Below are 24,136 nucleotides of genomic sequence, written 5' to 3'. Positions count from 1 at the left end.
GCGGCCCCTCATTGCCTGTGGTCGTAGCCTTCGCGATGGGTGAGGACCTCCTCCATGTGGCCCTCCGCCCATTGCTTGATTCCCCGCATGACCACCTGGAGCGAGCGACCGAGATCGGTCAGCTCGTACGTGACGGTCACGGGCACCGTGGGGGTCACGGTCCTGGTCACCATCCCGTCGCGCTCCAGTGCGCGCAGCGTCTGCGTCAGCATCTTCTGGCTCACGCCCGAAATCCGGCGTGACAGCTCGGAGAACCGCATGGGCTGCGGTTCGCCGCCCGGGACGGCCCCGGGGCCGTCCCCGCCCAGGGCGGCGAGCACCAGGGCGACCCACTTGTCGGAGAGCCGCTCCAGGAGCTGGCGGCTGGGACATGCCGCAAAGAACGCGTCGTACTGCGCTTTGGCTACGGCCCGCCGCTGGGACGCGGTACTGGTCTGCACAACTCGTCTCCTCCGCTCGGTGACTAAGGCACTTTCAGGTACCTACTTCCCACGGGGAAGCAGCTCCCTCCATGGTGGTGCTGCACCACAGCGATGGCAAGAGCAGCAGACGAGGCCCTCACCAAGGAGCGGATGACCATGCATCAGATGACCTCTCGGCGGATCGTGGTCCGTGTGCCGTCCGGTCCCCGGTCGATCGAGACCGTCGAGGTCCCGGTGGCCGAGCCGGGGCCGGAGCAGATCCGGGTCAAGATCGGAGCCGCGGCGATCAACCCGGTCGACCTGGGGGTGGCCGGGGGCATCTTCCACCGGCTCGGATTGGTCGACCAGCCGGACTACACCGGTCTCGGCTGGGACTTCGCCGGCACCGTGGACGCCGCCGGGCCCGGTGTCGAGCTGCCGGTCGGCACCCGTGTCGCCGGGTTCCTCGACGGTTTCGACCGCGATCACGGATCCCATGCCGAGCACCTCCTGGTCTCCGCCGCGCAGGTCGCCGTCGTTCCGGACGGCCTGGACCTGGTCGAGGCCGGGGCGGTGCCGCTCAACGCCACCGCCGCGGCCCAGCTCGTCGACCTCCTCGGTGACGCGCCCGCCGGGGCCCGGCGCTTGCTGGTGACCGGCGCGGCGGGTGCGGTGGGCGCTCATGTCGCCGTACTCGCCCAGGACCGCGGCTGGCAGGTGACCGGGATGGCCCGAGCGGCCGACGAACCGTTCGTCCGGGGGCTCGGCGCCGGCTTCGCCACCGATCTCGGGCAGGGCTGGGATGCCGTTGCCGATGCCGGAGCCCTGCAGGAGTCCGCCCTGCGTGCGGTGCGCGACGGCGGCCGGTTCGTCGGCGTGCAGCCGGCCGCACGGCTTCCCGAGGAGCGCGGCATCACCGTCGAGGTCCTGTTCGCCCGTCCCGACGGTGCACTTCTCGCCCGGCTGCTCGTACGGGTGGCGGCGGGAGAACTGCCGGCTCGCGTCCACTCCGTCGCGCCGCTCGGCGAAGCGGCCGATGCCTACCGGGCGATGGCCAAGGGCAGCGTCCGCGGGCGGATCGTCCTCGTCCCGTGAGGCGCGGCCCCGTCTCGCGGCTGACGCCGTGACCGCGGGGTCGCCGAAAACCGTCACGAACTGCACGAGTTGCACGAGCTACACGACAATCACTTCGTCACAAGAGACTCTCCCGTCACAGGAGACTCCCCCAACGGACGGGACAAGCCGATGCTCACCACCATTGCCACTGTTCTCGCCGGCCTGCTCGGCGCGGCCCTCATCTTCATGGGCGCGATGGTCTTCGCGAAGCCGCAGAACGCCGCCGGCTTCGGCATTCCCCGCACACCGGTCGATGACCCCGCCTTCCGGTCCTGGCTGCACGTGAAGGGTGCGCGGGAGATCGTGTGCGGGATCTTCATGTTCGTACTGATGCTCACCGCGCCGACGTCGGTGCTGGGTTGGTACGTGCTGACGTTCGCGGTGATGCCGGTCGCGGACGCGGTGATCGTGCTGCGCAGCGGTGGGCCGAAGGCCACCGCCTACGGCGTCCACGCCGCGACGGCCGCGGTGATGCTGGTGACCGCCATCGGCCTCCTGGTCTGATGCACCGTCGGGCTCCGATCCCGGCCGATCTCAGTTCTCAGTTCACAGTTCTCGGTGCGCGGCGGGGCGGGGCGGCTCAAGAGCCGCCCCGCTGCCTGTATTGCCCGGTGGTGCTCACTGCGCCGTTCTCTTGGCGGTGCGGCTCAGAGGCTGCGGGCCGTGATGTCGCCGTACGAGGTGGTCGCGTGGATCTCGAGCCGGTCGGCGGCGCCTTCGGTGTTCTTCAGCGCGTTGTGGATCCGGCCGTAGGAGGTGCCCGCGTCCAGGGAGGCGGCGGCCGCGGCGGCGGCGCCGACCGAGACGTCGCCGGACTCGGTGCGCAGGACGACCGTGCCGCGCACGGCCTCGGCGATGGTGATGCCGCCCTTCATGGTGCTGATCTCCGCGGGGCCGCCCAGGCGGCCGACGGCGATGTCGCCGTCCTGGACGGTGAGGCGGGCGCTCGCGGCCTCGTCGAGCTTGACGGTGGCCTGCGCGCCCTCGAAGGCGACGTCGCCGAGCCGTCCGACGCCGCGGAACTCGGCGGCGGCCGCCTTGGCCTCGACGCGGGAGCCGGCCGGGAGCTGGACGGTGACCTCGATGGATCCGGCGGCGCCGAGCATCCGGTTCTTCGCCTCGGGGACCTCGATGCGCAGGACTCCGTCGGCGTAGGCGACCGTCGTCTGCTCCGCCGTCTTCACGTCGCGGCCCTTCGAGGCGTCCGCGGGCAGGACCTCGACGGTGGTGTCGGCGCGGTCGGCGGCGATGAGGCGGATGCGGCCGGCGGGGATGTCGAGGACGGCGGCGATCGGGGCGGTGGTGGCGAACTTCTGCATGATGCTCTCCTGTGTCTCCGCTGTGCTGCGGTGTTTGTTTCCGACAACGGAAAAGCTACGTTGCATTCCAATACCCTGCAACATGCTCGTTGCGCAGAATTGGCATTGCCGCAGGTCAATAGCCCATTTTTGTTGCAATGGCTTTGCATTCAATGCAACGAAGACCGAGTCGGCGTTGCAATGAACTAAGAGTGAACGCTATGCTGGGGATCACAAGAGACCTACGAGAGGGAGATCACGGTGCCGGGAGGCAGACTCACGCAGCAGGAGCGCCAGCAGATCGCGCTGGGGCTGGCCGACGGGCTCGCCTACGCGGAGATCGCCCGGCGGCTGGACCGGCCGACGTCGACGGTCACCCGCGAGGTGATGCGCAACGGCGGCCCCGCCTCCTACCGCTCCGATCTGGCCCACCGCGCCACCGAACGCCGCGCCCACCGGAGCAGGCAGGCCGTGCCCCGGGGGCCGCAGGCGTCCGCGCAGGCCGACGGGCGCGATGCCGAGGCCGTGCGCGCGTACGAGGAGACGTTCGCCGGCATCTTCATGCAGTCGGGCCTGTCCAAGATGACGGCCCGGGTGCTGGCCGCGCTCTACACCACCGACGCGGGCAGCCTCACCGCGTCCGAGCTGGTGCGGCGCCTCCAGGTCAGTCCGGCGTCCGTCTCGAAGGCCATCACCTTCCTCGAAGGCCAGTCCCTGGTCCGCCGGGAGCCGGACGAGGGCCGCCGCGAGCGCTACGTCGTCGACGACGACGTCTGGTACCAGGGGATGATCGCCAGCGCCCGTGCCCACACCCTGCTCGTGGAGACCGCCCGGCAGGGCGTGGGCGTCCTCGGCCCGGGCACACCGGCCGCCACCCGCCTCGAAAACATCGCCCGCTTCGTCGACTTCGTGAGCGAGGGCATAACCCGCGCCGCGGAGCAGGCCCGCGAGGTCCTCCACACGAAGCCCGCACCGCCCGCCGACGGGGCTGCAGGCGCCGCCGGTCCGCCGTCCCCGGAGGACTCCGCCTGAGGGCCGGCGGCCCCCTTTGTCTCTCCCCTGAACTTCGCCTGGGTCGTTCCTGACACGGGTGAACCACGTCTGCAGAACTCTGGCCAGGCTCTGAAAACGCGGTGTGTTGAACCCGCGACCCGGCCCGCAGAAGCTGTGGAGCACGGTCCGGTGAGCTGTCCGCCGAGATCGGGCCCAAGGAGAGTGCGCATGTCCCAGCACGGCTCGCCCGAAGACCAGGCGGCCCGGCTCCTGCCGGACCTCGTCGCCGGTCCGGCCCTGCCGCGGTGGCTCGCCGTCGCCGGGCGGGAACCGGAACGCCCCACCGGATCCACGCGCCGCACCGGATCCACGCGCCGCACCGGAACCGGCGACTGAGCAGGGCGGAACGAGGCCGGAGCTCTGCCCAAGGGCCGTCAAGCGGGGCGCGACCCGCCCACCCCTCATGGAAGGCGTACGAACCATGGCACTACGGAACACGACCACCTGGCTCGAACGATTGCCCGATCTGCCGGCCCTGCGCGCCGCCGACACCGGGTCGCGCGTGCGGATCATCGAGCAGTACATCTGCCAGGAACTCACCGAGACCCTCGACATCCCGCCCGCCTACCGGATCAACGTCCGCCGGCCGCTGCGCAGTCAGGGCGTGGACTCGATCATGGCGATCCAGCTCAAGCGGAAGCTGGAGACGGCGCTCGGCGTCACGGTGAAGGCAGCCGACCTGCTGCGCGACGACAGCGTGGCCGAGGTCGCCGCCCTGCTGTGCGCGCTGATGCCGGACCGCCGGGAGGCCCAGGCCCGGTTCGCGGCGACCGCTAGTGCGGGGCGATGAGGAAGGCCTCCGGGACGGCCCGGATCGCCGCACCCGACCAGGACATGCACCTGTGGGTGTGCCATCCGGACTGGACGGAGGAGAACCAGGACGGCATGGTCACGGACGAGCTCGATGAGAAGGAACACAAACGGGCCGCCGCGTTCATCAGGCCGAACGACCGGCTGACCTACCTGTCGGCCCACATCGCGCTGCGGCGGCTGCTCTCCGCGTACACCGGTGTCGCGCCGGGCCTGGTGAAGTTCGGCCGCGACGCCTGCCCCTGCTGCGACCGTCCCCACGGCCGGCCGGTGCTCCTCGACTCGCCGGTACCGCTGCACTTCTCCCTGTCGCACAGTCACGGGGTGGTCCTCATCGGGATCGCGACCTCGACCGTGGGCATCGACGTGCAGCGGGTGCCGTCCCTGGAGACGACCGACCTGTGCTCGCCCGATCTGCACCCGATGGAGCAGAAGGAGCTGGCCCTGCTGGCGCCGACGGACCGCCAGTTGGCCTTCGGGCGGCTCTGGACGCGCAAGGAGGCCTACTTCAAGGGACTGGGCACCGGGCTCGGACGCGAACTGTCCGCCGACTACCTGGGCACGGACGAGAGCGAGGACGCCCCCGAGCGTCCCGAGGGCTGGATCGTCCAGAACCTGCCGAGCTGCCCCGCCCACGTGGCGGCGTCCGCCCTGCTCACCGACGGACCGCACGAGATCACCGCGCGCATGATGACGATGGAGATGCTGTCCGCCGCCGACGCCTCGGAGCTGATCGCCGCCGAGCCGTCGATGTGCTCCGACTACGAACCGACTGCCGACCGGTAGACGCGATGACCCAGACAACGGGGAGGAAGCAGCGCCGTGGTGACGACACAGCAGGCTGATGGAGTCGGTGCACCGCCGGACCGGCTCGGTGAACTGGCCCGCATCAAGGAAGTGACCCGCGAGGGCGCCGATCCGGCGGCCACCGAACGCCAGCACGCCAAGGGCAAGCTGACCGCGCGGGAGCGGATCGGCCTCCTCCTCGACAAGGGGAGCTTCTCGGAGGTCGAGGGCCTCAGGAGGCACCGGGCCACCGGCTTCGGCCTGGAGGACAAGCGCCCCTACACCGACGGCGTGGTCACCGGCTGGGGCACGGTCGACGGCCGCACCGTGTTCGTGTACGCCCACGACTTCCGGATCTTCGGAGGGGCGCTCGGCGAGGCCCACGCCCAGAAGATCCACAAGGTCATGGACATGGCCCTGGCCGCGGGCGCCCCGCTGGTCTCCCTCAACGACGGGGCGGGCGCCCGCATCCAGGAGGGCGTCTCCGCGCTCGCCGGCTACGGCGGCATCTTCCAGCGCAACACCAAGGCCTCGGGCGTGATCCCGCAGATCAGCGTGATGCTCGGGCCGTGCGCCGGAGGCGCCGCGTACTCCCCGGCGCTCACCGACTTCGTCTTCGCCGTCCGCGACATCTCGCAGATGTTCATCACGGGTCCGGACGTGGTGCAGGCGGTCACCGGGGAGGAGGTCACGCAGAACGGTCTGGGCGGCGCCGACGTCCACGCCGGGGTCTCGGGCGTGGCCCACTTCGTGTACGACGACGAGGAGACCTGCCTCGCCGAAGTGCGCTACCTGCTCTCCCTGCTCCCCTCCAACAACCGCGAACTGCCGCCGGACGTGCACAGCGAGGACAGCGCCGACCGGCACTGCGACACGCTGCTCGACACGGTCCCGGCCGACGGGAACCGCTCGTACGACATCCGCGAGGTGATCGCGGAGATCGCCGACGACGGCGACTACATGGAGGTGCACGCCGGCTGGGCGCCCAACCTGGTCGTGGCGCTGTCCCGGCTCGGCGGCCAAGTGGTGGGGATCGTCGCGAACCAGCCCGCGGCCATGGCCGGGGTCCTCGACATCAAGGCGAGCGAGAAGGGCGCGCGGTTCGTGCAGTTCTGCGACGCCTTCAACATCCCGCTGGTCACCCTCGTCGACGTGCCCGGGTTCCTGCCGGGCGTCGACCAGGAGCACCAGGGCATCATCCGGCGCGGCGCGAAGCTGCTGTACGCCTACTGCAACGCGACGGTGCCGAGGATCTCCGTGGTCCTGCGCAAGGCGTACGGCGGTGCGTACATCGTGATGGACTCCCGCTCGATCGGGGTGGACATCGCGCTGGCCTGGCCGACCAACGAGATCGCCGTGATGGGCGCCGAGGGCGCGGCCAACGTGGTCTTCCGGCGGGAGATCGCCGCCGCCGACGATCCCGAGGCGATGCGCCGGCAGAAGATCGAGGAGTACAAGACCGAGCTGGTGCACCCCTATTACGCGGCCGAGCGCGGTCTCGTCGACGACGTGATCGACCCGCGCGAGACCCGCTCGGCGCTGATCCGCTGCCTGTCGATGCTGCGCACGAAGGACGCCGCACTGCCCCGCCGCAAGCACGGCAACCCGCCCCAGTGAGGAGGACCCGGAGATGACCGAGGTACGCGAAGCGGTACGCGAGAAGCACCAGCCGTTCCTGGTGCGCGTGGAGAAGGGCAGCGCGAGCCCGGAGGAGGTCGCCGCGCTCACCGCCGTCCTGCTGGCCAGGGCCGCGGAACCCGCTCCCGACGGGGACCCCGGCCGCCCGCCGCGGCGGCCGGCGGCCCGCTGGCGCCGCCCGGAGCGGGGCGGCGCGTTCGACGGCCCCCGCACGTGGCAGGCCCGCACCCACGAGCCGAGCGCCTGACGGCTACCAGGGAAGGACGGAGCAGCTGACGCATCCACCGGATCTCCTACGAGGTCGTGCGGAGCAGCGGCGTCCCGCCCGTGGACGGGGCGCAGGCCTGTGCCGGGACGGGCCGCGCGAAGGTGTCCGCGGGCAGGACGGCCCTCGCGCGCAGGCCGCACGGGCCGCCGCGCGCACCGAGTTCGAGGCGTCCTCCCGAGGCGCCGAGCAGGGCGGCGGCGATCGTCAGTCCGAGGCCGCTGCCCCGGCCGCCCCGGCCCGCGCGGCCGCGCCAGAAGGGTTCGCAGGCGCGGGCGATCTCTTCGAGCGACATCCCCGGGCCCTCGTCGCAGACGTCCACGGCCACCTCTCCGGGGGGCTCGCGGTGTACGGATATCCGTACGGTCCCGCCCGCCGGGGAGACCTTCAGCGCGTTGTCCAGCAGGACGTCGAGGGTCTGCTCCAGCGTGCCGCGCTGCTGGACGAGGGACGCCCGCTCCCCCGTGACCTCCAGGTACGCGCCGCGGGCCCGCGCCGCCGCGGACCAGGCGTCCGCGCGCAGGGCGGCGACGGTCAGGGCGTCCGCGGTCTCGGCCCGGGCCGCGGCGTGCTCGACTGCTCCCCAGGCCAGTACCTGTTCCAGGACGTCGGAGAGCCGTGCCACTTCGCGCAGGATGCCGGCCAGCTCCCGCCCCGGGGCGGGATCGGCCGCGTTCTCGAAGCGGTCCTGGAGGAGTTCGAGGCGCAGGCGTACGGAGGACAGCGGGCCGCGCATCTGGTGGGCGGCGGCCACCACGACCGTGGGCGGCTCCGGCTGCCACGCGGGCGCGTTCACGAGGCGCGCGGCCGCGGGACGGTCAGGCGGTAGCCGACGCCCCGGGCCGCCTCGATCCAGTCGTTGCTGCCGAGCTTGCCGCGCAGGGAGCCCACGTGGACGTCGAGCGTGCGGGTGGACCCGAACCAGTTCTCGTCCCAGACCCGGGCCATGATGTCCTGGCGTTCCATGACCGTGCCGGGCTCCTCCAGCAGCATGGCCAGCAGCTCGAACTCCTTGCGGGTGATGCGTACTTCCGTGCCGTCCAGGTACACCTTGCGGGCGCGCCGGTCCAGGCTGAGCGGTCCCGCCCGCAGGATGCCGCCGGGCCGGCCGGCCCCGGCACCGGGCCCGCGTTCGAGCCCGCGCTCGGGGTCGTGCTCGTGCTCGTGCTCGGGTTCGCGTAAGGAACCGGGCTCGGGTAGCGGGCCGTGCGCGGCGGGGGCGCCGTCGTGCCGGGGGCAGTCGCCGGTGCGCCGGAAGACGGCCTGGATGCGCGCCATCAGCTCGTAGCGGCCGAAGGGCTTGGCCACGAAGTCGTCGGCCCCCATGTGCAGGGCCATCACGCGGTCGAGTTCGTCGGCCCGGCCGCTCAGCGCGATGACGGGGACGCAGGAGCGCTCCCGGATCCGCCGGCACACCTCGTGACCGGCGAGGTCGGGCAGGCCGAGGTCGAGCAGGACCAGGGAGGCGTCGTCCAGTTGCTCCAGGGCCGCGGCTCCGGTGCCGGTGCGGCACGTGCCGTAGCCGTGCACGGTCAGGGCCTGCTCCAGGGCCTCGGCGATTCCGTCGTCGTCCTCGACGATCAGTACGGTCCTCATCGGTGCCTCCCGGTCCGGTCCGCTGCCCGCGAGTGGACCCCACTTCGGGACAGTACCGCCGCCGGGAGGCGGGCGACGGGGCGCGAGAGCGGGCCGAGAGCGGGGCGCTAGCGGGCCTCCACCTGGGCCGGGACCGCCCGGGCCGCGCGCAGGGGCAGGAAGCGGCGGGCCGCTTCCTCCGCTTCGGCCAGGGAGGCGAAGCCCCGGTCACGGGCGGCCGCCTGCAGGGACGCCGGGCTGCCCGCGCCCCAGATCTCCCGCAGGTGCCCGCGGACTTCGCCCACCGGGACCCGGCGGGCGGTGCCCCCCGCGCCGGTCGTGGCGGCGGACTCGCCCAGCCGGTCGATGGCGGCGACCGCGCTCGTGCTCGCCGCCCACACGGCGTCCGCCTGGCGCAGCTCCGCGGGCACGCCGTGGAAGGGCGCGTCCCCCGGTGCGCTGCGGAAGGAGCGCACGAGCAGGGTGAGGAGGCGGAGCCAGGGGGTGCCGGCGCGCCGCTCGGCGGGGGTCAGCCAGTGCTCCCACGCCTGGGCGGGGAGCAGGTCCGCGGTGATGCCGGCCCGGGCGGCGGACTCCAGGGCGCAGGCCTCCAGCTCCGCTTCCCCGGCCGGCAGGAGGTTCCCGGCGATCCGGCGCAGGGCGAAACCCCGGTAGCGGGCGGGGAAGTCGGGGGCGTAGAGCTGCTGGAACCGGAGCACGTCGAGCTCGCGCACGGCCGGGTGGCGCGGGGCTCCCCGCGCGGGCCGGAACGTGCCGCGCCACTGCGCGCGACGGCTCGTGGGCGCGAGGAACCAGGCGGGTACGAGCAGCGGGTCGGGTGCGGACGGCGCCGCCGCGGACGCGGGTGCTTCCTGGGCCAGCCAGGACAGCGCCAGCAGGGAGTCCACGCGCTGCAGGTCGGTGGTGGAGCGGGTCCGCCGGGCGTACGCGCGCAAGGAGGCCGCCGCCTCCCCGGCCTCCACCGAGTGCGCGCGGGCCAGCCGGAGCAGCGCGGGCCAGCAGCGCTCGGCGCAGTGCAGCGAGCCGGCGAGGCCGAGGAGGATCTCGCCCGTGCCCGGGGTGAGGAGCCGGTCGGAGACGGCGCTCGCCACCGTCCAGCGCAGGGTGACCAGCGCCAGGGTGGGGTGCTCGTGGGTGTGCGTGGGCCGGTGTGCGGCGACCTCGGCGTCGCCGTCCAGGCTGCCCTGGACGAACATGCCGAAGACCAGGCCGATGCCCCGCATGCCGTACGGCCACAGTTCCGCGGCGCGCAGGGCGCCGAACCCGGCGGCGCCGACGACCCGGGCGCCGTCGGCGAGGAGGTCGAGGATCTCCTCGTGGGACACCGGGGTGCCGTGGCACTGGACGCCGTCGAGGAGGACGACGGTGTCCCCGGGCCCGGCGGCGAGGGCGAGCAGATCGCCGTGGCGGGCCGGCGGGTGCAGGGCCGCTCCGGGGAAAGCGGTGCGGACCTCTTCGGCGCCGAGGGCGGCTCCGACGAACACGTGGGTGGTCAACGGCCCTCCCCGGGCAGGCCCGTGGCGCCGGGGCTCGCGCCGGCGGGGCCCGTGAGGCCCGCGGCGACGACCTTGACGACACGGAAGTCGGTTTCGGTGCTGAGGTCCACGGCCACCGGCCGGTGGCCGGTCACCGCGGTGACCAGGCCGGTGAGCCAGCGCATCTCGTCGGTGTCCTCGGCGAACTCGGCGCCGCGGACGGCGGCTTCCCGCCAGTCCAGGAGCCGCTCCACGGGCGCCCCGGCGGGGCGGGCGGCGCGCGGCGGCGTCGCGCGGGCCCGGGTCGCCGCGGCCGGGCCGTCGCCCACCAGGGCGCGCAGCCGGTCGCGGGCGGCGCCGGTCAGTGCGCGGCCCAGCGCGATGCCCGGGTCGCCGTGCACGCCGACGGCGGTGACGGGCACGGGGAAGGACTTCGACCACAGGCCCACGGAGAAGCAGGGCAGCGCCCAGCGGTTGGCCCGGCGGGTGAGGGTGACGCGGACTCCGGCGGCGGCGAGCCGGGCGAGGACCTCGGCGCAGAGCGGGTCGTCGACGCCGGCCGGGTCGACGGGACCGGTGGTGTCGAGGCCGGCCGGGGCGGGGACGCCGGGCACATCGGGAACGCCGGCCGGGGCGAGGGCGCAGTCCTGCTCGATGACCTTGTAGAGCGCGTGGACCACGGTCTCCTCGTAGCTGTTGCCGCCGGCCAGTGCGCCGGCCGTGGCGCGCAGCAGCGGGGGCCGCCACCCGGTGCCGGCCTCGTCGTCCGCGCGGACGCAGGCACGGGGGGCGGGCACGGGGGCGCCGGTGACCAGGTCGGCGGCGATGACCCAGTCGAGGGGGGTGTGTTCGCTCAGCAGGCTGCCGGGTTCGAGGGGCAGGGCCCGTACGTCGTAGGGCAGGGCGAGTTCGCGCGCGGGTGTGCGCAGCACTTCGGCGGGCGGGCAGGCGTACTCGGCGTGCCAGAGCTCCACGGATTCCATGACGGCGGAGATCCGGGCGAGCAGGGGGGTGGCTCCGCGGCCGTAGGCGAGCGGCCGGGTGCGGGATGCGGGCCGGACCGCGGCGACGACCGGGATGCCGAGGGTGTCGAGGCCGGTGACATCGGCGATCCGGGTGATCCCGAAGGAGTCGCGGAGTTCGCCGAGGCGGGCCCAGGTCTCCTCGGGGTGGCGGACCCGGTGGGTCCCCGCGAAGTGCACCTTCTTCACGCGTCGTCCTCCCCTGCCCCGTCCCGGAGGCCGTCGGGCGCCGTGTTCCCGGCACCTGTCCACCAGCGTGCGCGGGCGACGGCCAGCCGACCGGCAAGGGAGCGGCAGAACTTCCACACGGGTGGTGAAAACCCTGGCGGGGGGATCCCGGGGAGGTCCGTACGGGACCGGGTTCCGTCGGCGTTTCGTCGGCGTTCCATCGGCGCTCTAGCGGTCTGTGCGGACAATGCACCGGTTAAGCCGTGCAGGGAGCAGGGAGGGGAGCCGCCGATGTCCCAGCAAGAGCGCGGCCGGCAGGTGACGGTCGTCGAGCGGATGACCACGACCGGGGATCCCTCCTCGTTCGAGCGGGCACTCGTCGACTACGCGCGCCACCGGGAGTCCGCCAAGGGCTTCGAGGCGCTCGTGACGGCTGCCTGCCCCGACCGGCCCGGCAGTTACGTCCACCTCGACCAGTGGAGCACCCTGGACCGGCTGCTCCAGGCCGGGCACGAGGCCGGACACGAGGCCGGGCCCCTGCCGGAGCGGCACCCCGGGCTCGGTGCGGGCACGGTCTCCTCCAGCGAACTGATGGTCACCGTCGGGCGGATGACCGTCGGGGGCGAGCTCTCGGAGGCGGCCCACGTCGTGCTGGTCCGTGCGGTGCTCGACGGCCCGCCGCGGCAGTTCGAGCTCGACTTCGGCGCCCTGGTCGCACAGTGCGTGCCGGACGGCGGTTTCGGCGGCAGCGACCTGCTCCGCTCGGCCGCCGACCCCCGGGCCTACCTGGGCGTGCTGTGGTGGCTGGACCCGGAGGCCTGTGCGCGGGTGCGCGCCGGGGCCGGCTACCGGGACCGGCTGGCGGGGCTGTCCGCCGCGGCGGCGGTCACCGAGGAGTCGACCCGGATCCTGCGGGTGGCGTGAGCTACGGGATCCAGCCCGCCTCCTCGGCGATGCGGATGGCGTCGATCCGGTTGCGGGCGTTGAGCTTGTCCACGATGGCCGTCAGGTAGTTCCGTACCGTGCCCTCGCTCAGGAAGAGCTGCTCGGCGATCTCGCCGGCGTCGGCGCCCCGGGCGGCGAGCCGGAGCACTTGCGTCTCGCGGGGGGATATCGGATTGTCCAGGGCCTCCCAGGCGCTGAGGGCGAGATCGGGATCGATCACCCGCTGTCCGTTGGCCACGGCCCGTACGGCCTGGGCGAGCCGGGCCGGCGGGGAGTCCTTGAGCAGGAACCCCGAGACGCGGGCGGCCATCGCCCGGCGCAGGGTGCCGGGTCTGCCGAGGCTGGTGAGGATCAGCGTGCGGCAGTCGGGAAGGCGTTCGCGCAGTTCGGCGGCGGCGGTCAGGCCGTCCATCCCGGGCAGGTCGATGTCGATGATCGCCACGTCGGGGCGCGATTCGAGCGCGGAGGCCACGATGAGGTCACCCCGGTCCACGGAGGCGACCACCTGGAAGTCAGGCTCCAGTTCGAGTAATGCGATGAGCGCGCCGCGGACCATGTGGACGTCCTCGGCGAGAAGCAGCGACAGCATGGTTGTTCCCCCGTTATACCCTCGTGCCGGTCGGCTCGCGCTGGTTCAGCCGGCCCGGCCGGCCCGGCGTTCCAGCGCCGCGACGGACGCCGTGTCCGCGCTCCGGTCGTACGCGCGCCCTTGTGGTCCGACGCTGTCCACGGGATCGGGGGCGACCGGCCTCATCGGCGCCCGCGCCGTCACCCGGAAGCGGCCCTGCGGCTCGATGCCGGCGCTCAGGGTCCCGCCGATCGCGGTGAGCCGCGTGGCCAGGTTGCCCAGCCCGCTGCCCCGGTCCACGGGGTCCGCGAGCCCGACGGCCACCACCCCGTCGTTCTCCATCACCAGTTCCACCATCTCCCCGTCGACCGCGGCCCTGATGGTGCAGGACTGCACCTTGCTGTGCCGCAGGATGTTCGTCACGCCCTCGCGCAGGGCCGTCGCCAGCACGGTGTCCACCAGCGGGTGCAGCCGCCCGCAGTCGATGTCGACCTCCGCCTCCACGTCCGCCGAGGCCATCACGTTGGCCACCGACACGGCCTCGGCGGCCAGCGACATGTCGCGGTATCCGCTGGCGACCAGCCGTACGTCGACGAGTGCCTGGCGGGACACACCGAGCACGGAGACGACCTCCGCGCGGGCCCGCTCGGGGTTGTTGACGACGATCCGCTGGATCAGCTCGCACTTCAGCGAGATGGCCGAGAGGCTGTAGCCGAGCAGGTCGTGCAGGTCCCGGGCGAACCTCAGCCGTTCCTGGATGACGGCCATCCGCGCCATCTCCGCACGGGTCTCGTGCACTTCGTGGACCAGGTCGGTCAGCCGGGTGAGGCCGTAGATCACCAGTCCGGTCAGCGCGGTGGAGATGGCCGCGTACGCGAGGTCCAGCACGGTGACGCCCTGACCCACCGCCCACCACAGCACCACGCCCGAGATGGCCGCGAAGGAGGGCCAGGCGATCCTGGGCGGTGCGAGCAGCAGGACCGAGGCGCTCAGGGGGCCCGCCACGCTGCCCCACAGCACGTTCAGCCAGACCAGGGGCAGGAAGGTGAGGAACAACTGCACGCCCAGGGCCGCGCACTTGCGTCCGGTGGACCAGTGCCGGGCCTTGGAGGAGGTGAGGACCAGCTGGAGGCCGTACAGGACCAGGACGGCGGTCGCGCAGACGAGGAGTTCGCGCCGCCGGTCGCGTAACGCGTACTCGACGTTGAGCAGGGTGACGATTGCGTACCCGGACAGGACGGTGACCACGATGCCCTGGGCCAGACGCGGGGCGAGCACGTCGGTGACCCGCCCGCGCTTGTCCGGATTCGAACTCTCCGTTTGCTGGGCCCTCTGAGCTAGGTCGTTGTCCGCAGTCCGGAAACGGCCCGTCATATGCTCACTCCTCGGTAGGGAAAACGAAGGGTCCGGGTCCGCACTATATGCCGAGCCCGCCGAAGATCGGAGCGGTAGCAGAGAGCTGATCTACAAGGGCTTCTACCGGGACAACTACAGGCACATCCACGGGGGCTTCCGCGGCCCCGTCTACAGGGGTAGCGGAACCTCGTTGAGTTCACGGAATGCGGTGGCGGTATTCCGCTGACCGACATTCACCGGTACGTCGAAGAGCCGTCCGGGCGCGAACCTGGCGTAAAACGGGCGCAGTCCGGGCACCAGGGTCTTGACCACGGGTATGCCCACGTCGGGCCGGGTCTGGTCGAGGACCAGCAGTTCCATCCCGTGCGACTCCAGCAGGGTCCGCAGGTGCCGGACGTCGTCGAGGAGGTCCGCGTTGCGTCCGGCGTACCGCCAGGACGCGGGGGTCCGCGGCGACTGCGCCGGGTCCGCGAGGAGCTGCGGCTGTCCGGGCAGGGCCGTACCGGAACCTCCGGGGGCCGGCAGCATCTGCACCATCTCGGTGAGCGCCCTGCGCAGCGCGAGCCGGGGGTCGAGATGGGCTCCGAAGCCGTAGACGTACTCGTCCGCGGGGCCGCCGGTGCGCCGGGAGACGGCCGCCACGACGGGGATGCCGAGGTCGGAGGTGAGGTCGAGGGCCCAGACCTGGTGGCCGGCCCGGTCGAGCGCCGATCTGGTCTGCGCCAGCCAGGGTTCGTCGAAGGAGTCCAGGTCGACGCCGGGCAGGCGCAGCCGGTTGTACCACCACAGCGCCACGGCGTCCCGCTCGACGAGTTCGAGCACGCCCTGGACCACGGCGTCCTCCGGGCTGCCGCCGGCGGCGTTGCCGTTGGAGTCGGCCCACAGGCCGTCCCGGGAGGCGCCGGCGCCCGTGTCGAAGTAGAGGGTGGAGGTGGGCAGCATCCGGTGGGCGCCGGCGGTGAGCGACCACACGGGTGTCCAGTCGGTCGCGGCGGCGGGGTCGAAGGGCCGGCTCACCCGGTGGAAGGGCGGCTGCAGGGCGTTCCAGCGCTCCCGGTCGGCGTACTGCCGCTCGTCGAACAGCTGGTAGGTGTTGGGGTGGACGGCCGCGGAGCCCAGCCCCGTCAGCGAGTCCCGGATGACCAGCTCGTCGCCCTGGCGGGCGGCGCTGTACCGTTCCGCCGCCTCGCACAGCGCGCTCGCCCGGGCCTCGGTGGCGGTCGCCCCCTTGCCTCCGCTGCGGGCCCGCAGGACCTGGTGGACCCCGGCCAGCGAGTGCCCGCGCAGGGCGAGGTTGTGGCCGGAGTCGTAGGCGTGCAGCCCGTCGGGCAGTCCCGGGACCGGGCGGACGTTCGTCACGATGCCGGTGACCGGGCTGATCAGGTGGCGGTTCTCGATGAGGATGCCCTCGGCGCAGACGGCCCGGTCGTTGCTGCCGGTGCCCTCCGCCTTCGGCCGGGAGGCCAGGGCGAGCGGCCGCGCCGTCCGCCGGGCGACCAGCGAGGGGTCGCCGCAGTCGGGGCACTGCGGCCGGCGCAGCACGGTGTGGTGGGCGGTGCTCAGGTTGAGGCTGTCCAGGACGCACACCGAGCGCTGCTCCGGGTAGCGCAGTCCCGCGAGCCACTTGGACAGCTCCAGCACCGCGCACTGCAGACCCAGGGACCGTACGGCCGAGAGGGTCGGGGCGGGTCTGGGCGCCGGTCCGTCCAGGCCCAGGGCGCGCTGTACGGGGAGTTCCCCGGCGCGGTGCTCGGAGAGCCGGTGGGCCAGGCAGGACCAGCAGGGCCCGCCGGGCCCACCGGGTCCGCCGGGCCCGTCGGGTCCGTCGGGTCCGTTGGGTCCGTCGGTGGCCGGCGAGAAGAACGGGCCGGTCCAGGGATCGGCGCCGAACGGCCGGGCCAGCAGCCAGGTCCGGCCCTGCTGGCGCAGCCGCCCGGCGACGGCCCTCAGCCCGGGGTCCAGGTAGTCCGCGCAGACCACCAGGGCCAGCGGGGTCTCGGCGTGCTCGTCCACGGCGTTGAGCCCGGAGGCGGCGCAGGCGGCGCGGGCCGCGTCGGCGTCGACCCCGCCCACCGGTATCACCGCGACGGGCGCCGTGCCCACCTCGGCCGTCGCCTCGTACCCGTCGAGGCCCGCCCGGTCCCAGTAGGCCTGGGCCAGGGCGGTGTCCCCGCCGGCCGGGGCGGCGCCGGCGGTGTCGGCTCCGCCGTGTCGGTACCCGACCAGATTGGCTTGTGCGAGGCTCCGCAGGGCCCGTCCCACCTCGGCGACCGGCATGGTCGCCGAGGCGGCGCGGAGTAACGCGTCCAGCGTGTGGCTGCCGTCCAGCAGCGGGACGAGGCTCTCTATCCCGGCTCCGCGCAGGACGGTGACGCCCTGGTCGGACAGGACGAACGCGGCCTCGCCGGGGACCGCTTCGGCCCGTACGTGGCGCTTGAAGGCCACGAAGGGGCCCGCCTGGGGCTCCGGTGGGGGCGTCATGCCGCGACCCGGAGGTCGGACTGGTCGGCGACGTTGCCGGTGGTGCAGGTGCTGCACCGCAGGCAGATGGACATCGAACCGGTGACGGCGGCGCTCAGATCATCGATGGAGAGGGTCGCGCCGGACGTCCAGTCCACTCCCTGGGCTTCGAGTCCGAACTCCAGCAGTACGCCTGCCGGGTCGGTGTCGAAGCGCTGTCCGAGCTTGGGTTCGAGAGCGGTGCGGGCGGCGAGTTCCGCGAAGCGGAAGAGTTCCTGGGCCACGTTCATGACTTCCCCCTGAAACCAACGGTGCTGCACTGGTGTCTGCCTGGGACGAGAGTCTGGAGGGGGACCTCACGGAGCCGGCAGTGCCACATTCACCGGACGCGTATGACATTTTCATGATTCACCTCGTGCGTACCTCACTGGGCCGCCCGGGGGCTGTGCTGCGAGGCTGGTCGCCTGACTCCGAAGGGGTCGTCGCAGGGTCTTTCCGGCGGCCGTGGCCCGATGAGGGAGAGCACAGATGGAGATCAAGGTACTCGGGTCGCTCACTGCCCAGGAGCGCGGCGTCTCGGTGGTTCCGACCGCTACGAAGCCCCGTCAACTGCTGGCCCTGCTCGCCCTGCACGCCGGCCGGGTCGTCACCGTGCCGACGCTGATGGAGGAGATCTGGGGCGAGCACATCCCCCGCAGCGCCACCACGACGCTGCAGACGTACATCCTCCAGCTGCGCCGGAAGATCGGCACCGCCCTGGAGCGGGACCCGGCGCTCGACGCCAAGGAGGTCCTGGTCACCCGGTTCGGCGGCTACCTGCTCCAGGTGCCGCCCGGCCAGGTCGACGCCCACGAGTTCGAGCGGCTCGCGGGGCAGGGCCGGGCCGCCTACGACATCGGCGACTACCGTGCCGCCTCCGATCTGCTCGGCCGCTCGCTGGCGCTGTGGCAGGGCCCGGCGCTGGTCGACGTACGGGCGGGCTCGATCCTCGAACTGGAGGTGCTCCAGCTCAACGAGGAGCGCACGGCCGCCCTGGAGCGGCGCATCGAGGCCGACATCCGGCTCGGCCGCTGCGCCGAGGTGATCCCCGAACTGCGGGTGCTGGCGGCCCGTCATCCGCTCCACGAGGGGTTCTGCGGGCAGCTGATGCGCGCCCTGCACCGCTCGGGCGGCGGCTGGCGCGCGCTGGAGGCCTACCAGAAGCTGCGGGCCTCCCTCGTACGGGAACTGGGGCTGGAGCCGTCCGCTCCGCTCCAGCAGCTGCACCAGGCCGTGCTATCCGGCGATCTGGCCCGGACCGATCCGGCCGGCTCGACGATCCCCCGCCGGCTCCAGCCGATCGCGGCGGCCGAATAGCCTCGGAGCCGAATTCCCGCCCGGCTCCGCCGGAAAAGGCAATGCGACGACCGCTCCCGCTGGTCCGGTCCTTTCTCCGAAAGGGCAATCGGCACCTGCGAACGGCATGTGCGCGGCGAAAGCCGCCGCCGCGTCGTGGGACGGCGGCGGTCGCCCGCGGCGGGATCAGCCCGGAAGCGGGGTACCGAGCCCGTCCAGCCAGCTCTGCCAGGCAGCGGCGCGCAGCGGGGCGCCGGCCGGGAGCGAGCCGCCCGTCCAGGCGGTGACGGGGCGCAGGCCGTGGAGGGCGTTGGCCACCCAGACCTCGCGTCCGGCGAGCGCGGAGAGCCTGCGCCGGACGGGCCGTACGCGCACGCCCGTGCGCGCCGCCCGGTCGAGCAGCAGCGAGGCGGTGACCCCGGGGAGCACGGGGAGGTCGGCGGGCGGGTGGCACAGGACGTCCTCCTCCCACCACAGGAGCGAGGAGTTGGCCGCTTCGAGCACCACCCCGTCCGCGGTGACCAGGAGCGCCTCGTCGGCGTCCGCGGCCGTGGCCCGGGAGCGGACCTCCGCCAGGGCGCCCAGGTCCGGCCCCTTGTGACGGGGCGTCCGGCGCGGGTCGCAGACGGCGAGCCCCCAGACCCTGGCCGTCTTGGTGCGCGCGGGGGCGGGGCGCAGCCGGTACAGCAGGCGGTGGCCGCCGGGCAGGACCGTGTCCGGGGACGCCTGCGCGGGCGCGGTGTCGAGCTCCACGCGCGGGAACCAGTGGCCGGCCTCCCGGGGCAGCAGGGCCGCCATCGCGGTCCAGAAGGCGTCCAGGACCGGGCCGGGCACGCCGGCGGTCCCGGCGCAGGTGGCGGTGAAGCGGCGGCGGTGCCGGTCCAGGGCGCGGACCCGGCCGTCGGCGACCAGCCAGGAGTCCGCGGCGAGGAGCGGGCCCGGGGCGTGGGCCGCGGGGACCTCGCGCAGGGCCCCGTACGCGGTGAGCACGAAGAGGCGGTCGGCGCGGCCGGGTTCGGCGGGCACCGTCGGCCGGGTGGTTCCCGTCCGCCGGGACGGCGCGGTCAACGGGACGCCGCGGACTCGGCGGAGGCCGCACCGTCCCGGCCGGGGAAGCCCCTGCCGAGGAGGCGGAGCAGCGGGGTCGTCTTGGTGATGGTCTCCTCGTACTCGTCGGCGGGGTCGGAGAGGGCGACGATGGCGCCCCCGACGCCGTAGCGGATGCCCTCCTCGGTCACGACGGCGGTGCGGATGACGATGCTGAGGTCGGCGCCGCCGCACAGGGAGAAGTAGCCGATCGCCCCGGAGTACACGCCGCGCGGGCCCTCCTCCAGTTCGTCGATGATCTGCATGGTGCGGATCTTGGGGGCGCCCGTCATCGAACCGCCCGGGAACGCCGTGCGCACGCACTCCACGGCGCTCACCCCGGGACGCATGGTGGCCCGTACGGTGCTGACGAGCTGGTGGACCGTCGCGAAGGTCTCCACGTCGAACAGCTTGGGCACGTGGACCGAGCCGACCTCCGCGCACCGGCCGAGGTCGTTGCGGACCAGGTCGACGATCATCAGGTTCTCGGAGCGGTCCTTCTCGTTGGTCCGCAGATCGGCCCGCAGCGCCTCGTCCTCCTCGGCGGTGGCGCCGCGCGGCCGGGTGCCCTTGATCGGCTTGGACTCGGCCAGCCCCTCGGCGGTGACGCGCAGGAACCGCTCCGGCGAGGTGCTGAGGACGGCCAGCTCCCCGAAGAGGAGCAGCGAGGCGAAGGGCGCCGGGCTGGTGCGGCGCAGGAAGCGGTACCCCTCCCAGGGGTCCACCTTCGCCTCGCTGTGCAGCTCGTTGGTGAGGCAGACCTCGTAGGTCTCGCCAGCGGCGATGTCCTCCTGGCTGCGCCGGATGCGCTCCAGGTAGGCGTCCCGGTCGTGGCGCAGGCTCAGGTCGCCGGCGTCCACGGGCTGCGCGGGCAGGTCGGGGTCCGCCGTCCGGCCGGCGAGGGCGCGCAGCCGTCCGGCGGTGGTACGGAGCCACGCGCGGGCGGAGGCGTCTTGGGCGAGGGCCTCGGGGCCGTCGGCGTCGGGGTCCGCGGGGGCCAGGGCGAGCAGGTGCGTGGTGCCGGTCAGGTGGTCGAAGGCCAGGGCGCGGGCGGCGAACACCATCGTGGCGTCGGGCTGGCGAGAGCGGTGGACGACCGGTCCGGCCCCGCACTGCGCCTTGAGTTCGTACCCGAGGTACCCCACCCAGCCGAGGGCGAAGTTGCAGGGGTTCTCGGACCGGTCGGGCAGGTCCACCCGCAGGGACTTGAGGTCCTCGTCGATCCAGTCGAAGAAGGGGCGCCGCTCGATCCGCGCGCTGCGGACGCCCTCGCGCTCGGACACGACGGTGACGGTGCCGGCCGCGACGTCGGCCGTGGCCACGCGGGCCAGGTCGCCCGAGGCGTCCCCCATGATCGAGAAGCGGCCCGTGGCGCCGTCGCTGCGGCTGCTGTCGAGCCAGAAGGCGTGGTTCCCGCCGCGCAGCAGCTCGTCGAAGACGATCTCGGGGTCCCAGCGCGTCGGCAGCCGCTCGGTGAGGACGCGCAGGTGCCGGCTCGGGGCGGGCCGGGCGGGCCCGGGCGCGGGTACGGCGGGGGCGAGGGGCCGTGCCGCGGGGTGCTCCTCCTGCCAGCGGGCCGTGAGATCGCGGAAGTTGCGCATCATCAGCAGTCCGTGCTCGCTGCTGATCGACTCCGGGTGGAACTGCACGCCCCACAGCGGGCGTTCGCGGTGGCGCAGGCCCATGAGGATGCCGCCCGGCGCCCACGCGGTGGCCTCGAAGACGTCCTCGGGCAGATCGTCCACGGTGAGGGAGTGGTAGCGCACGACGTCGAAGGGCGAGGGGATCCCGGCGAAGAGGTCCGTGCCGGAGTGTTCCACGGGGGAGACCCGCCCGTGCCGGGGCTCGGGGGCGCGCCGGACGGAGCCGCCGCCCAGGTGGGCTATGCCCTGGTGGCCGAGGCACACGCCGAGGACCGGGCGGTCCGCCGCGCGGACGATCTCGGTGCAGATGCCGAAGTCCTCCGGGCGTTCGGGGGTGCCGGGTCCGGGAGACAGGACGACGTTGTCGAACCCTTCCAGGTGGCTGATTTTCCACCCCGGCTCGTCGTTGCGGATGACGACGGGCTCCTGCCCGTTGGCCTCCGCCAGGAGGTGGAACAGATTGAAGGTGAAGGAGTCGTAGTTGTCCACCAGGAGAGTGCGCATGCTCACCTCACGAGGTCAGGGCGGGGCGGATTCGACAGCCCGACCCGATAGAAAGATCTGATGACTGAATTCCGGACGGAAGACGCAGCCCGGGAAAGATCGCCTCGATGGAGATGGCGCGGGCGCTGCAGCCGGTCAATGGAAACCGACCCTGGGCTCCCGATTCCCCGCGAGGGAAATCGGGGAAATGAATGATCTCCCCGTTCAACACGGGCAGACCCTACAGGGAGTCCATGTTCAGTCAAACATTTTCCGCACCGCGCAACCTGCCCTGCAAGGCAACTCAGGAGTAGGAATTCGCAATTCCGCAAGAATGCTGTCGCGCTTTTCATATGACGCTTGACAGTCCCTGAGGGGTCGTTTCTATTATGCGGAACTGCTGAGCCAGCCAGGGTGAATCAGCAGCGCGACGGGGCAGTGCGACGGGGAGATGTTTGTTCGTGATCAGCGATTTCGGGGGCCCCGGGCCCGGGACAACGGATCCGGAACAGCACGACGGAAACTGGGTCGACGAGCTGCTCCTGCACGCCGGCCACGACGAGGCCGAGCCCGCGGTGCACATCGGCGAACGGCTGGATCGCGCCGGTTTCCGCCGCGAGGTGGGAACCCGCCACACGGAGCTGGGACGGGCCGGACTGCGCCGCGGCGGATCGGTGGCGCTCCAGCTGCCCCCGTCGCTCGCGCTGCTCACCCATCTGCTGGCCGCCTGGCGGACCGGGGCCCAGGTGATCCTGCTCGACCACCGGCTGACCGCCCACGAGAGCGAGCGAGCGCTGCGGCGGACCGCCCCCCAGTTCCTCGTCCGGCCGGCCGGACCGGTGCGCCTCGGCGTCCTGCGCGGCTTCCACGCGGTCGACGCCGTGGTCGAGCCGTACCCCGGGGGGCTCCCGGCCGCGAGCGGGCACGCGCTCGTCCAGCTCAGCTCGGGTTCCACCGGCCCCTCCAAGGTGATCGGGCGCACGGCCGCGGACCTCGTCGCCGAGGTCCACCGCTACACCCTGATCCCCGGCATGCCCCGGCGCGGCGAGCGCATCGTGGTCCTCAACTCCCTCATCCACGCGATGGGGCTGATGGCGGGGATCCTGCACAGTCTGCACGCGGGCGTCGAGATCGTGCTGCCGGAGCGGATGAGCGCCGACGGGATCCTCGCCGCCGTGGCCGCGCGGACCGCGCCGACCGTGATCACGGGCGTGCCGTTCCACGCGCAGCTGCTCGCCTCGGTCTCCGCTCCCCCGCCGCTGCCGCATCTGGTCCGGGCGATATCCGCCGGCGAATCGGTCCGGCCCGGGGTCGCCGAGGCGTTCGCCGCGCGGTACTCCGTACCGCTGGGCGAGGTGTACGGGATGACGGAGACGGGCGTCATCGCGGCCGACCTGTCCGGGGCCTCCCGGCCCGCCACGGGGCACACGGCTCCGGGCATCGAGGCGAAGCTCGTGGACGGCGAACTCCTGGTACGGCTCCCCGCCAGCCCGTACCTGGGTCCGGCCGGCCCCGGCCGCTGGGCGGACGGCTGGCTGCGCACCCACGACGCCGGGACGCTCGACCCGAAGACCGGGCTGATGGCCGTCCTCGGCCGGCTCGACTCCCAGGTGTCGGTCGGCGGGCTCAAGGTCGACCTCACCGAGGTCGAGTGGGCCCTGTCCGAACTGCCCGGCGTGCGCGAGGCGGTGGTGGTCCACGACGGGGCCATCGAGGCCTACGCGGTCCTCGGCGAGGAGGTCACCACGCGTGCCGTGGAGAGCCTGCTCGCCGAGCGGGTGGCCGGCTTCAAGCTGCCGCGCCGCATCCACGCGCTGGCCGCGCTGCCCCGGACGACCACCGGGAAGCCGGTACGGGACCCGGCCGCGCTGCGGGCCGCGGCCGCCCTGGAAGGGGCGTGAACCCCGTGGCCCCGCGCCGGACTTCAGCCGTCCACGCGGGTGACGGACACCTCTGCGCCCTCGGTCCCCGGGCCACCGGCCACGCACAGCACGTAGCCCTCGGGACCGTCGGGAACGGCGCTGGTCAGGCCCGCGCCCGGGAAGATCTCCCGCAGGGTCACCGGACGCCCGGCGGGCTGCTGCGGCAGGCCGGCGGCGGGCAGCGGAACCGGCCCCAGTCGGCCTCCGCCGGCCAGCCCGGTGCCGAGCACCTTGCCCAGCGCCTCCTTGTGCGTCCAGACCCACAGCAGGGCGCGGGCCCGCAGGTCGGGTGCGTGCCCCTCGATCCAGCGGACGTCCTCCTCGCCGAACCAGCGCCGGGCGAGGGCGACCGCCGGGAGCTCGCGGGCCGGCTCCACGTCCACGCCCACGTCTCCGCCGGTGCAGACCGCCACCGCGGTCAGGCCGCGGGTGTGGCTCACGCTCACGTTCACCCGTACCGGCGGCCGCGACCCGTGGTCCCGGGCGCCGGGCCGTGACACCACGTAGGGCCGTCCGCCCGGCTCCCGGGCCACGGCCAGGCCCTCGGGCCGGACGCCCAGCACCGCCGCCGCGGCCCGCCGCAGCAGCGCGTGCGCGTGCCTGCGCTGGTCACCGACCGGGACCGCGAGCCACACCTCTACACGGGACACCGAATCCCCCACTCGTCCCCGGTGCCCGGACAAGTCCTGAACACCCATACGAACACTGAT

The 24,136-nt window shown here is 73.2% G+C and carries 24 protein-coding genes; 11 read left to right on the top strand and 13 right to left on the bottom strand.

The annotated features are described in order from the left end of the window. Window positions 1-8: 8 nt before the first annotated feature. On the bottom strand, window positions 9-440 hold the full coding sequence (locus tag OG276_RS39535; RefSeq protein ID WP_266914457.1) for a helix-turn-helix domain-containing protein: 432 nt from the start codon (window positions 438-440) through the stop codon (window positions 9-11). A gap of 93 nt (window positions 441-533) precedes the next feature. Between OG276_RS39535 and OG276_RS39530 the strand changes: the two genes are divergently transcribed. Further along, window positions 534-1,496: an NADP-dependent oxidoreductase gene (locus tag OG276_RS39530; RefSeq protein WP_266914455.1), complete on the top strand. Its 963-nt coding sequence runs from the start codon at window positions 534-536 to the stop codon at window positions 1,494-1,496. Window positions 1,497-1,646: 150 nt separating this feature from the next. Next, the gene (locus OG276_RS39525) at window positions 1,647-2,021 is read left to right on the top strand and encodes a DUF4267 domain-containing protein (RefSeq protein WP_266914453.1); all 375 of its coding nucleotides are present in this window, start codon (window positions 1,647-1,649) and stop codon (window positions 2,019-2,021) included. A 143-nt stretch (window positions 2,022-2,164) separates the two neighbouring features. Here the strand turns inward: OG276_RS39525 and OG276_RS39520 are convergent, their stop codons facing one another. Further along, entirely contained in the window at window positions 2,165-2,836 is a 672-nt protein-coding gene (locus OG276_RS39520) for a DUF4097 family beta strand repeat-containing protein (protein WP_266914451.1), read from the bottom strand. A gap of 240 nt (window positions 2,837-3,076) precedes the next feature. On the opposite strand from OG276_RS39520, the gene OG276_RS39515 reads away from it, so the two are divergent. From OG276_RS39515 to OG276_RS39490, 6 genes are all read left to right on the top strand, one after another. Then, the gene (locus tag OG276_RS39515) at window positions 3,077-3,847 is read left to right on the top strand and encodes a helix-turn-helix domain-containing protein (RefSeq protein ID WP_266914449.1); all 771 of its coding nucleotides are present in this window, start codon (window positions 3,077-3,079) and stop codon (window positions 3,845-3,847) included. Window positions 3,848-4,036: 189 nt separating this feature from the next. Further along, on the top strand, window positions 4,037-4,204 hold the full coding sequence (locus OG276_RS39510; protein ID WP_266914447.1) for a hypothetical protein: 168 nt from the start codon (window positions 4,037-4,039) through the stop codon (window positions 4,202-4,204). An 85-nt stretch (window positions 4,205-4,289) separates the two neighbouring features. Continuing rightward, entirely contained in the window at window positions 4,290-4,658 is a 369-nt protein-coding gene (locus OG276_RS39505) for an acyl carrier protein (protein WP_266914445.1), read from the top strand. Then, complete coding sequence (locus OG276_RS39500; protein ID WP_266914443.1) at window positions 4,655-5,464, top strand: 4'-phosphopantetheinyl transferase superfamily protein; 810 nt, start codon at window positions 4,655-4,657, stop codon at window positions 5,462-5,464. The genes OG276_RS39505 and OG276_RS39500 overlap by 4 nt, the downstream gene beginning before the upstream one ends. A gap of 36 nt (window positions 5,465-5,500) precedes the next feature. Continuing rightward, entirely contained in the window at window positions 5,501-7,081 is a 1,581-nt protein-coding gene (locus OG276_RS39495; protein WP_266914441.1) for an acyl-CoA carboxylase subunit beta, read from the top strand. Between the two features lie 13 nt (window positions 7,082-7,094). After that, entirely contained in the window at window positions 7,095-7,349 is a 255-nt protein-coding gene (locus OG276_RS39490) for an acyl-CoA carboxylase subunit epsilon (RefSeq protein WP_266914439.1), read from the top strand. 46 nt (window positions 7,350-7,395) lie between these two features. Here OG276_RS39490 and OG276_RS39485 read toward each other — a convergent pair whose 3' ends face one another. From OG276_RS39485 to OG276_RS39470, 4 genes are all read right to left on the bottom strand, one after another. Then, the gene (locus OG276_RS39485) at window positions 7,396-8,163 is read right to left on the bottom strand and encodes a sensor histidine kinase KdpD (RefSeq protein ID WP_266914437.1); all 768 of its coding nucleotides are present in this window, start codon (window positions 8,161-8,163) and stop codon (window positions 7,396-7,398) included. Then, complete coding sequence (locus tag OG276_RS39480) at window positions 8,160-8,963, bottom strand: response regulator transcription factor (RefSeq protein WP_266914435.1); 804 nt, start codon at window positions 8,961-8,963, stop codon at window positions 8,160-8,162. The genes OG276_RS39485 and OG276_RS39480 overlap by 4 nt, the downstream gene beginning before the upstream one ends. A gap of 107 nt (window positions 8,964-9,070) precedes the next feature. Further along, the gene (locus tag OG276_RS39475) at window positions 9,071-10,459 is read right to left on the bottom strand and encodes a TfuA-like protein (protein ID WP_266914433.1); all 1,389 of its coding nucleotides are present in this window, start codon (window positions 10,457-10,459) and stop codon (window positions 9,071-9,073) included. Then, window positions 10,456-11,649: a YcaO-like family protein gene (locus tag OG276_RS39470; RefSeq protein WP_266914431.1), complete on the bottom strand. Its 1,194-nt coding sequence runs from the start codon at window positions 11,647-11,649 to the stop codon at window positions 10,456-10,458. The genes OG276_RS39475 and OG276_RS39470 overlap by 4 nt, the downstream gene beginning before the upstream one ends. Before the next feature lie 270 nt (window positions 11,650-11,919). On the opposite strand from OG276_RS39470, the gene OG276_RS39465 reads away from it, so the two are divergent. After that, window positions 11,920-12,552, top strand: a complete 633-nt coding sequence (locus tag OG276_RS39465) for a hypothetical protein (protein WP_266914429.1) — start codon at window positions 11,920-11,922, stop codon at window positions 12,550-12,552. 1 nt (window position 12,553) lies between these two features. Here OG276_RS39465 and OG276_RS39460 read toward each other — a convergent pair whose 3' ends face one another. The 4 genes from OG276_RS39460 to OG276_RS39445 all read right to left on the bottom strand — a co-directional run bounded on the left by OG276_RS39460 (window position 12,554) and on the right by OG276_RS39445 (window position 17,247). Next, the gene (locus OG276_RS39460; protein ID WP_266914427.1) at window positions 12,554-13,162 is read right to left on the bottom strand and encodes a response regulator transcription factor; all 609 of its coding nucleotides are present in this window, start codon (window positions 13,160-13,162) and stop codon (window positions 12,554-12,556) included. 45 nt (window positions 13,163-13,207) lie between these two features. Beyond that, entirely contained in the window at window positions 13,208-14,515 is a 1,308-nt protein-coding gene (locus OG276_RS39455; RefSeq protein WP_266914425.1) for a sensor histidine kinase, read from the bottom strand. A 150-nt stretch (window positions 14,516-14,665) separates the two neighbouring features. After that, window positions 14,666-16,978 carry a TOMM precursor leader peptide-binding protein gene (locus OG276_RS39450; protein WP_266914423.1) on the bottom strand — a complete coding sequence of 771 codons (2,313 nt, stop codon included), beginning with the start codon at window positions 16,976-16,978 and terminating at the stop codon, window positions 14,666-14,668. Beyond that, complete coding sequence (locus tag OG276_RS39445) at window positions 16,975-17,247, bottom strand: hypothetical protein (RefSeq protein WP_266914421.1); 273 nt, start codon at window positions 17,245-17,247, stop codon at window positions 16,975-16,977. Before OG276_RS39445 ends, OG276_RS39450 begins: the two co-directional genes overlap by 4 nt. Window positions 17,248-17,485: 238 nt before the next feature. On the opposite strand from OG276_RS39445, the gene OG276_RS39440 reads away from it, so the two are divergent. After that, entirely contained in the window at window positions 17,486-18,313 is an 828-nt protein-coding gene (locus OG276_RS39440) for an AfsR/SARP family transcriptional regulator (protein WP_266914419.1), read from the top strand. 165 nt (window positions 18,314-18,478) lie between these two features. Here OG276_RS39440 and OG276_RS39435 read toward each other — a convergent pair whose 3' ends face one another. Both OG276_RS39435 and pabB read right to left on the bottom strand, forming a co-directional pair. After that, window positions 18,479-19,318: an aminotransferase class IV gene (locus tag OG276_RS39435; RefSeq protein WP_266914417.1), complete on the bottom strand. Its 840-nt coding sequence runs from the start codon at window positions 19,316-19,318 to the stop codon at window positions 18,479-18,481. 38 nt (window positions 19,319-19,356) lie between these two features. Then, on the bottom strand, window positions 19,357-21,525 hold the full coding sequence (gene pabB, locus OG276_RS39430) for an aminodeoxychorismate synthase component I (RefSeq protein ID WP_266914637.1): 2,169 nt from the start codon (window positions 21,523-21,525) through the stop codon (window positions 19,357-19,359). A gap of 440 nt (window positions 21,526-21,965) precedes the next feature. On the opposite strand from pabB, the gene OG276_RS39425 reads away from it, so the two are divergent. Beyond that, window positions 21,966-23,405 (top strand): class I adenylate-forming enzyme family protein, encoded by a 1,440-nt coding sequence (locus OG276_RS39425; protein WP_266914415.1) that lies wholly within the window; start codon window positions 21,966-21,968, stop codon window positions 23,403-23,405. 23 nt (window positions 23,406-23,428) lie between these two features. Here the strand turns inward: OG276_RS39425 and OG276_RS39420 are convergent, their stop codons facing one another. After that, window positions 23,429-24,076 carry a 4'-phosphopantetheinyl transferase superfamily protein gene (locus tag OG276_RS39420; RefSeq protein WP_266914413.1) on the bottom strand — a complete coding sequence of 216 codons (648 nt, stop codon included), beginning with the start codon at window positions 24,074-24,076 and terminating at the stop codon, window positions 23,429-23,431. Window positions 24,077-24,136: the final 60 nt, after the last annotated feature.

Origin of the sequence: Streptomyces sp. NBC_00086, assembly GCF_026343255.1 — a bacterium.
Classification (GTDB): Bacteria; Actinomycetota; Actinomycetes; order Streptomycetales; family Streptomycetaceae; genus Streptomyces.
Note: the sequence above shows the minus strand (reverse complement) of the source record. Positions and strands in the feature narration are given on the sequence as shown.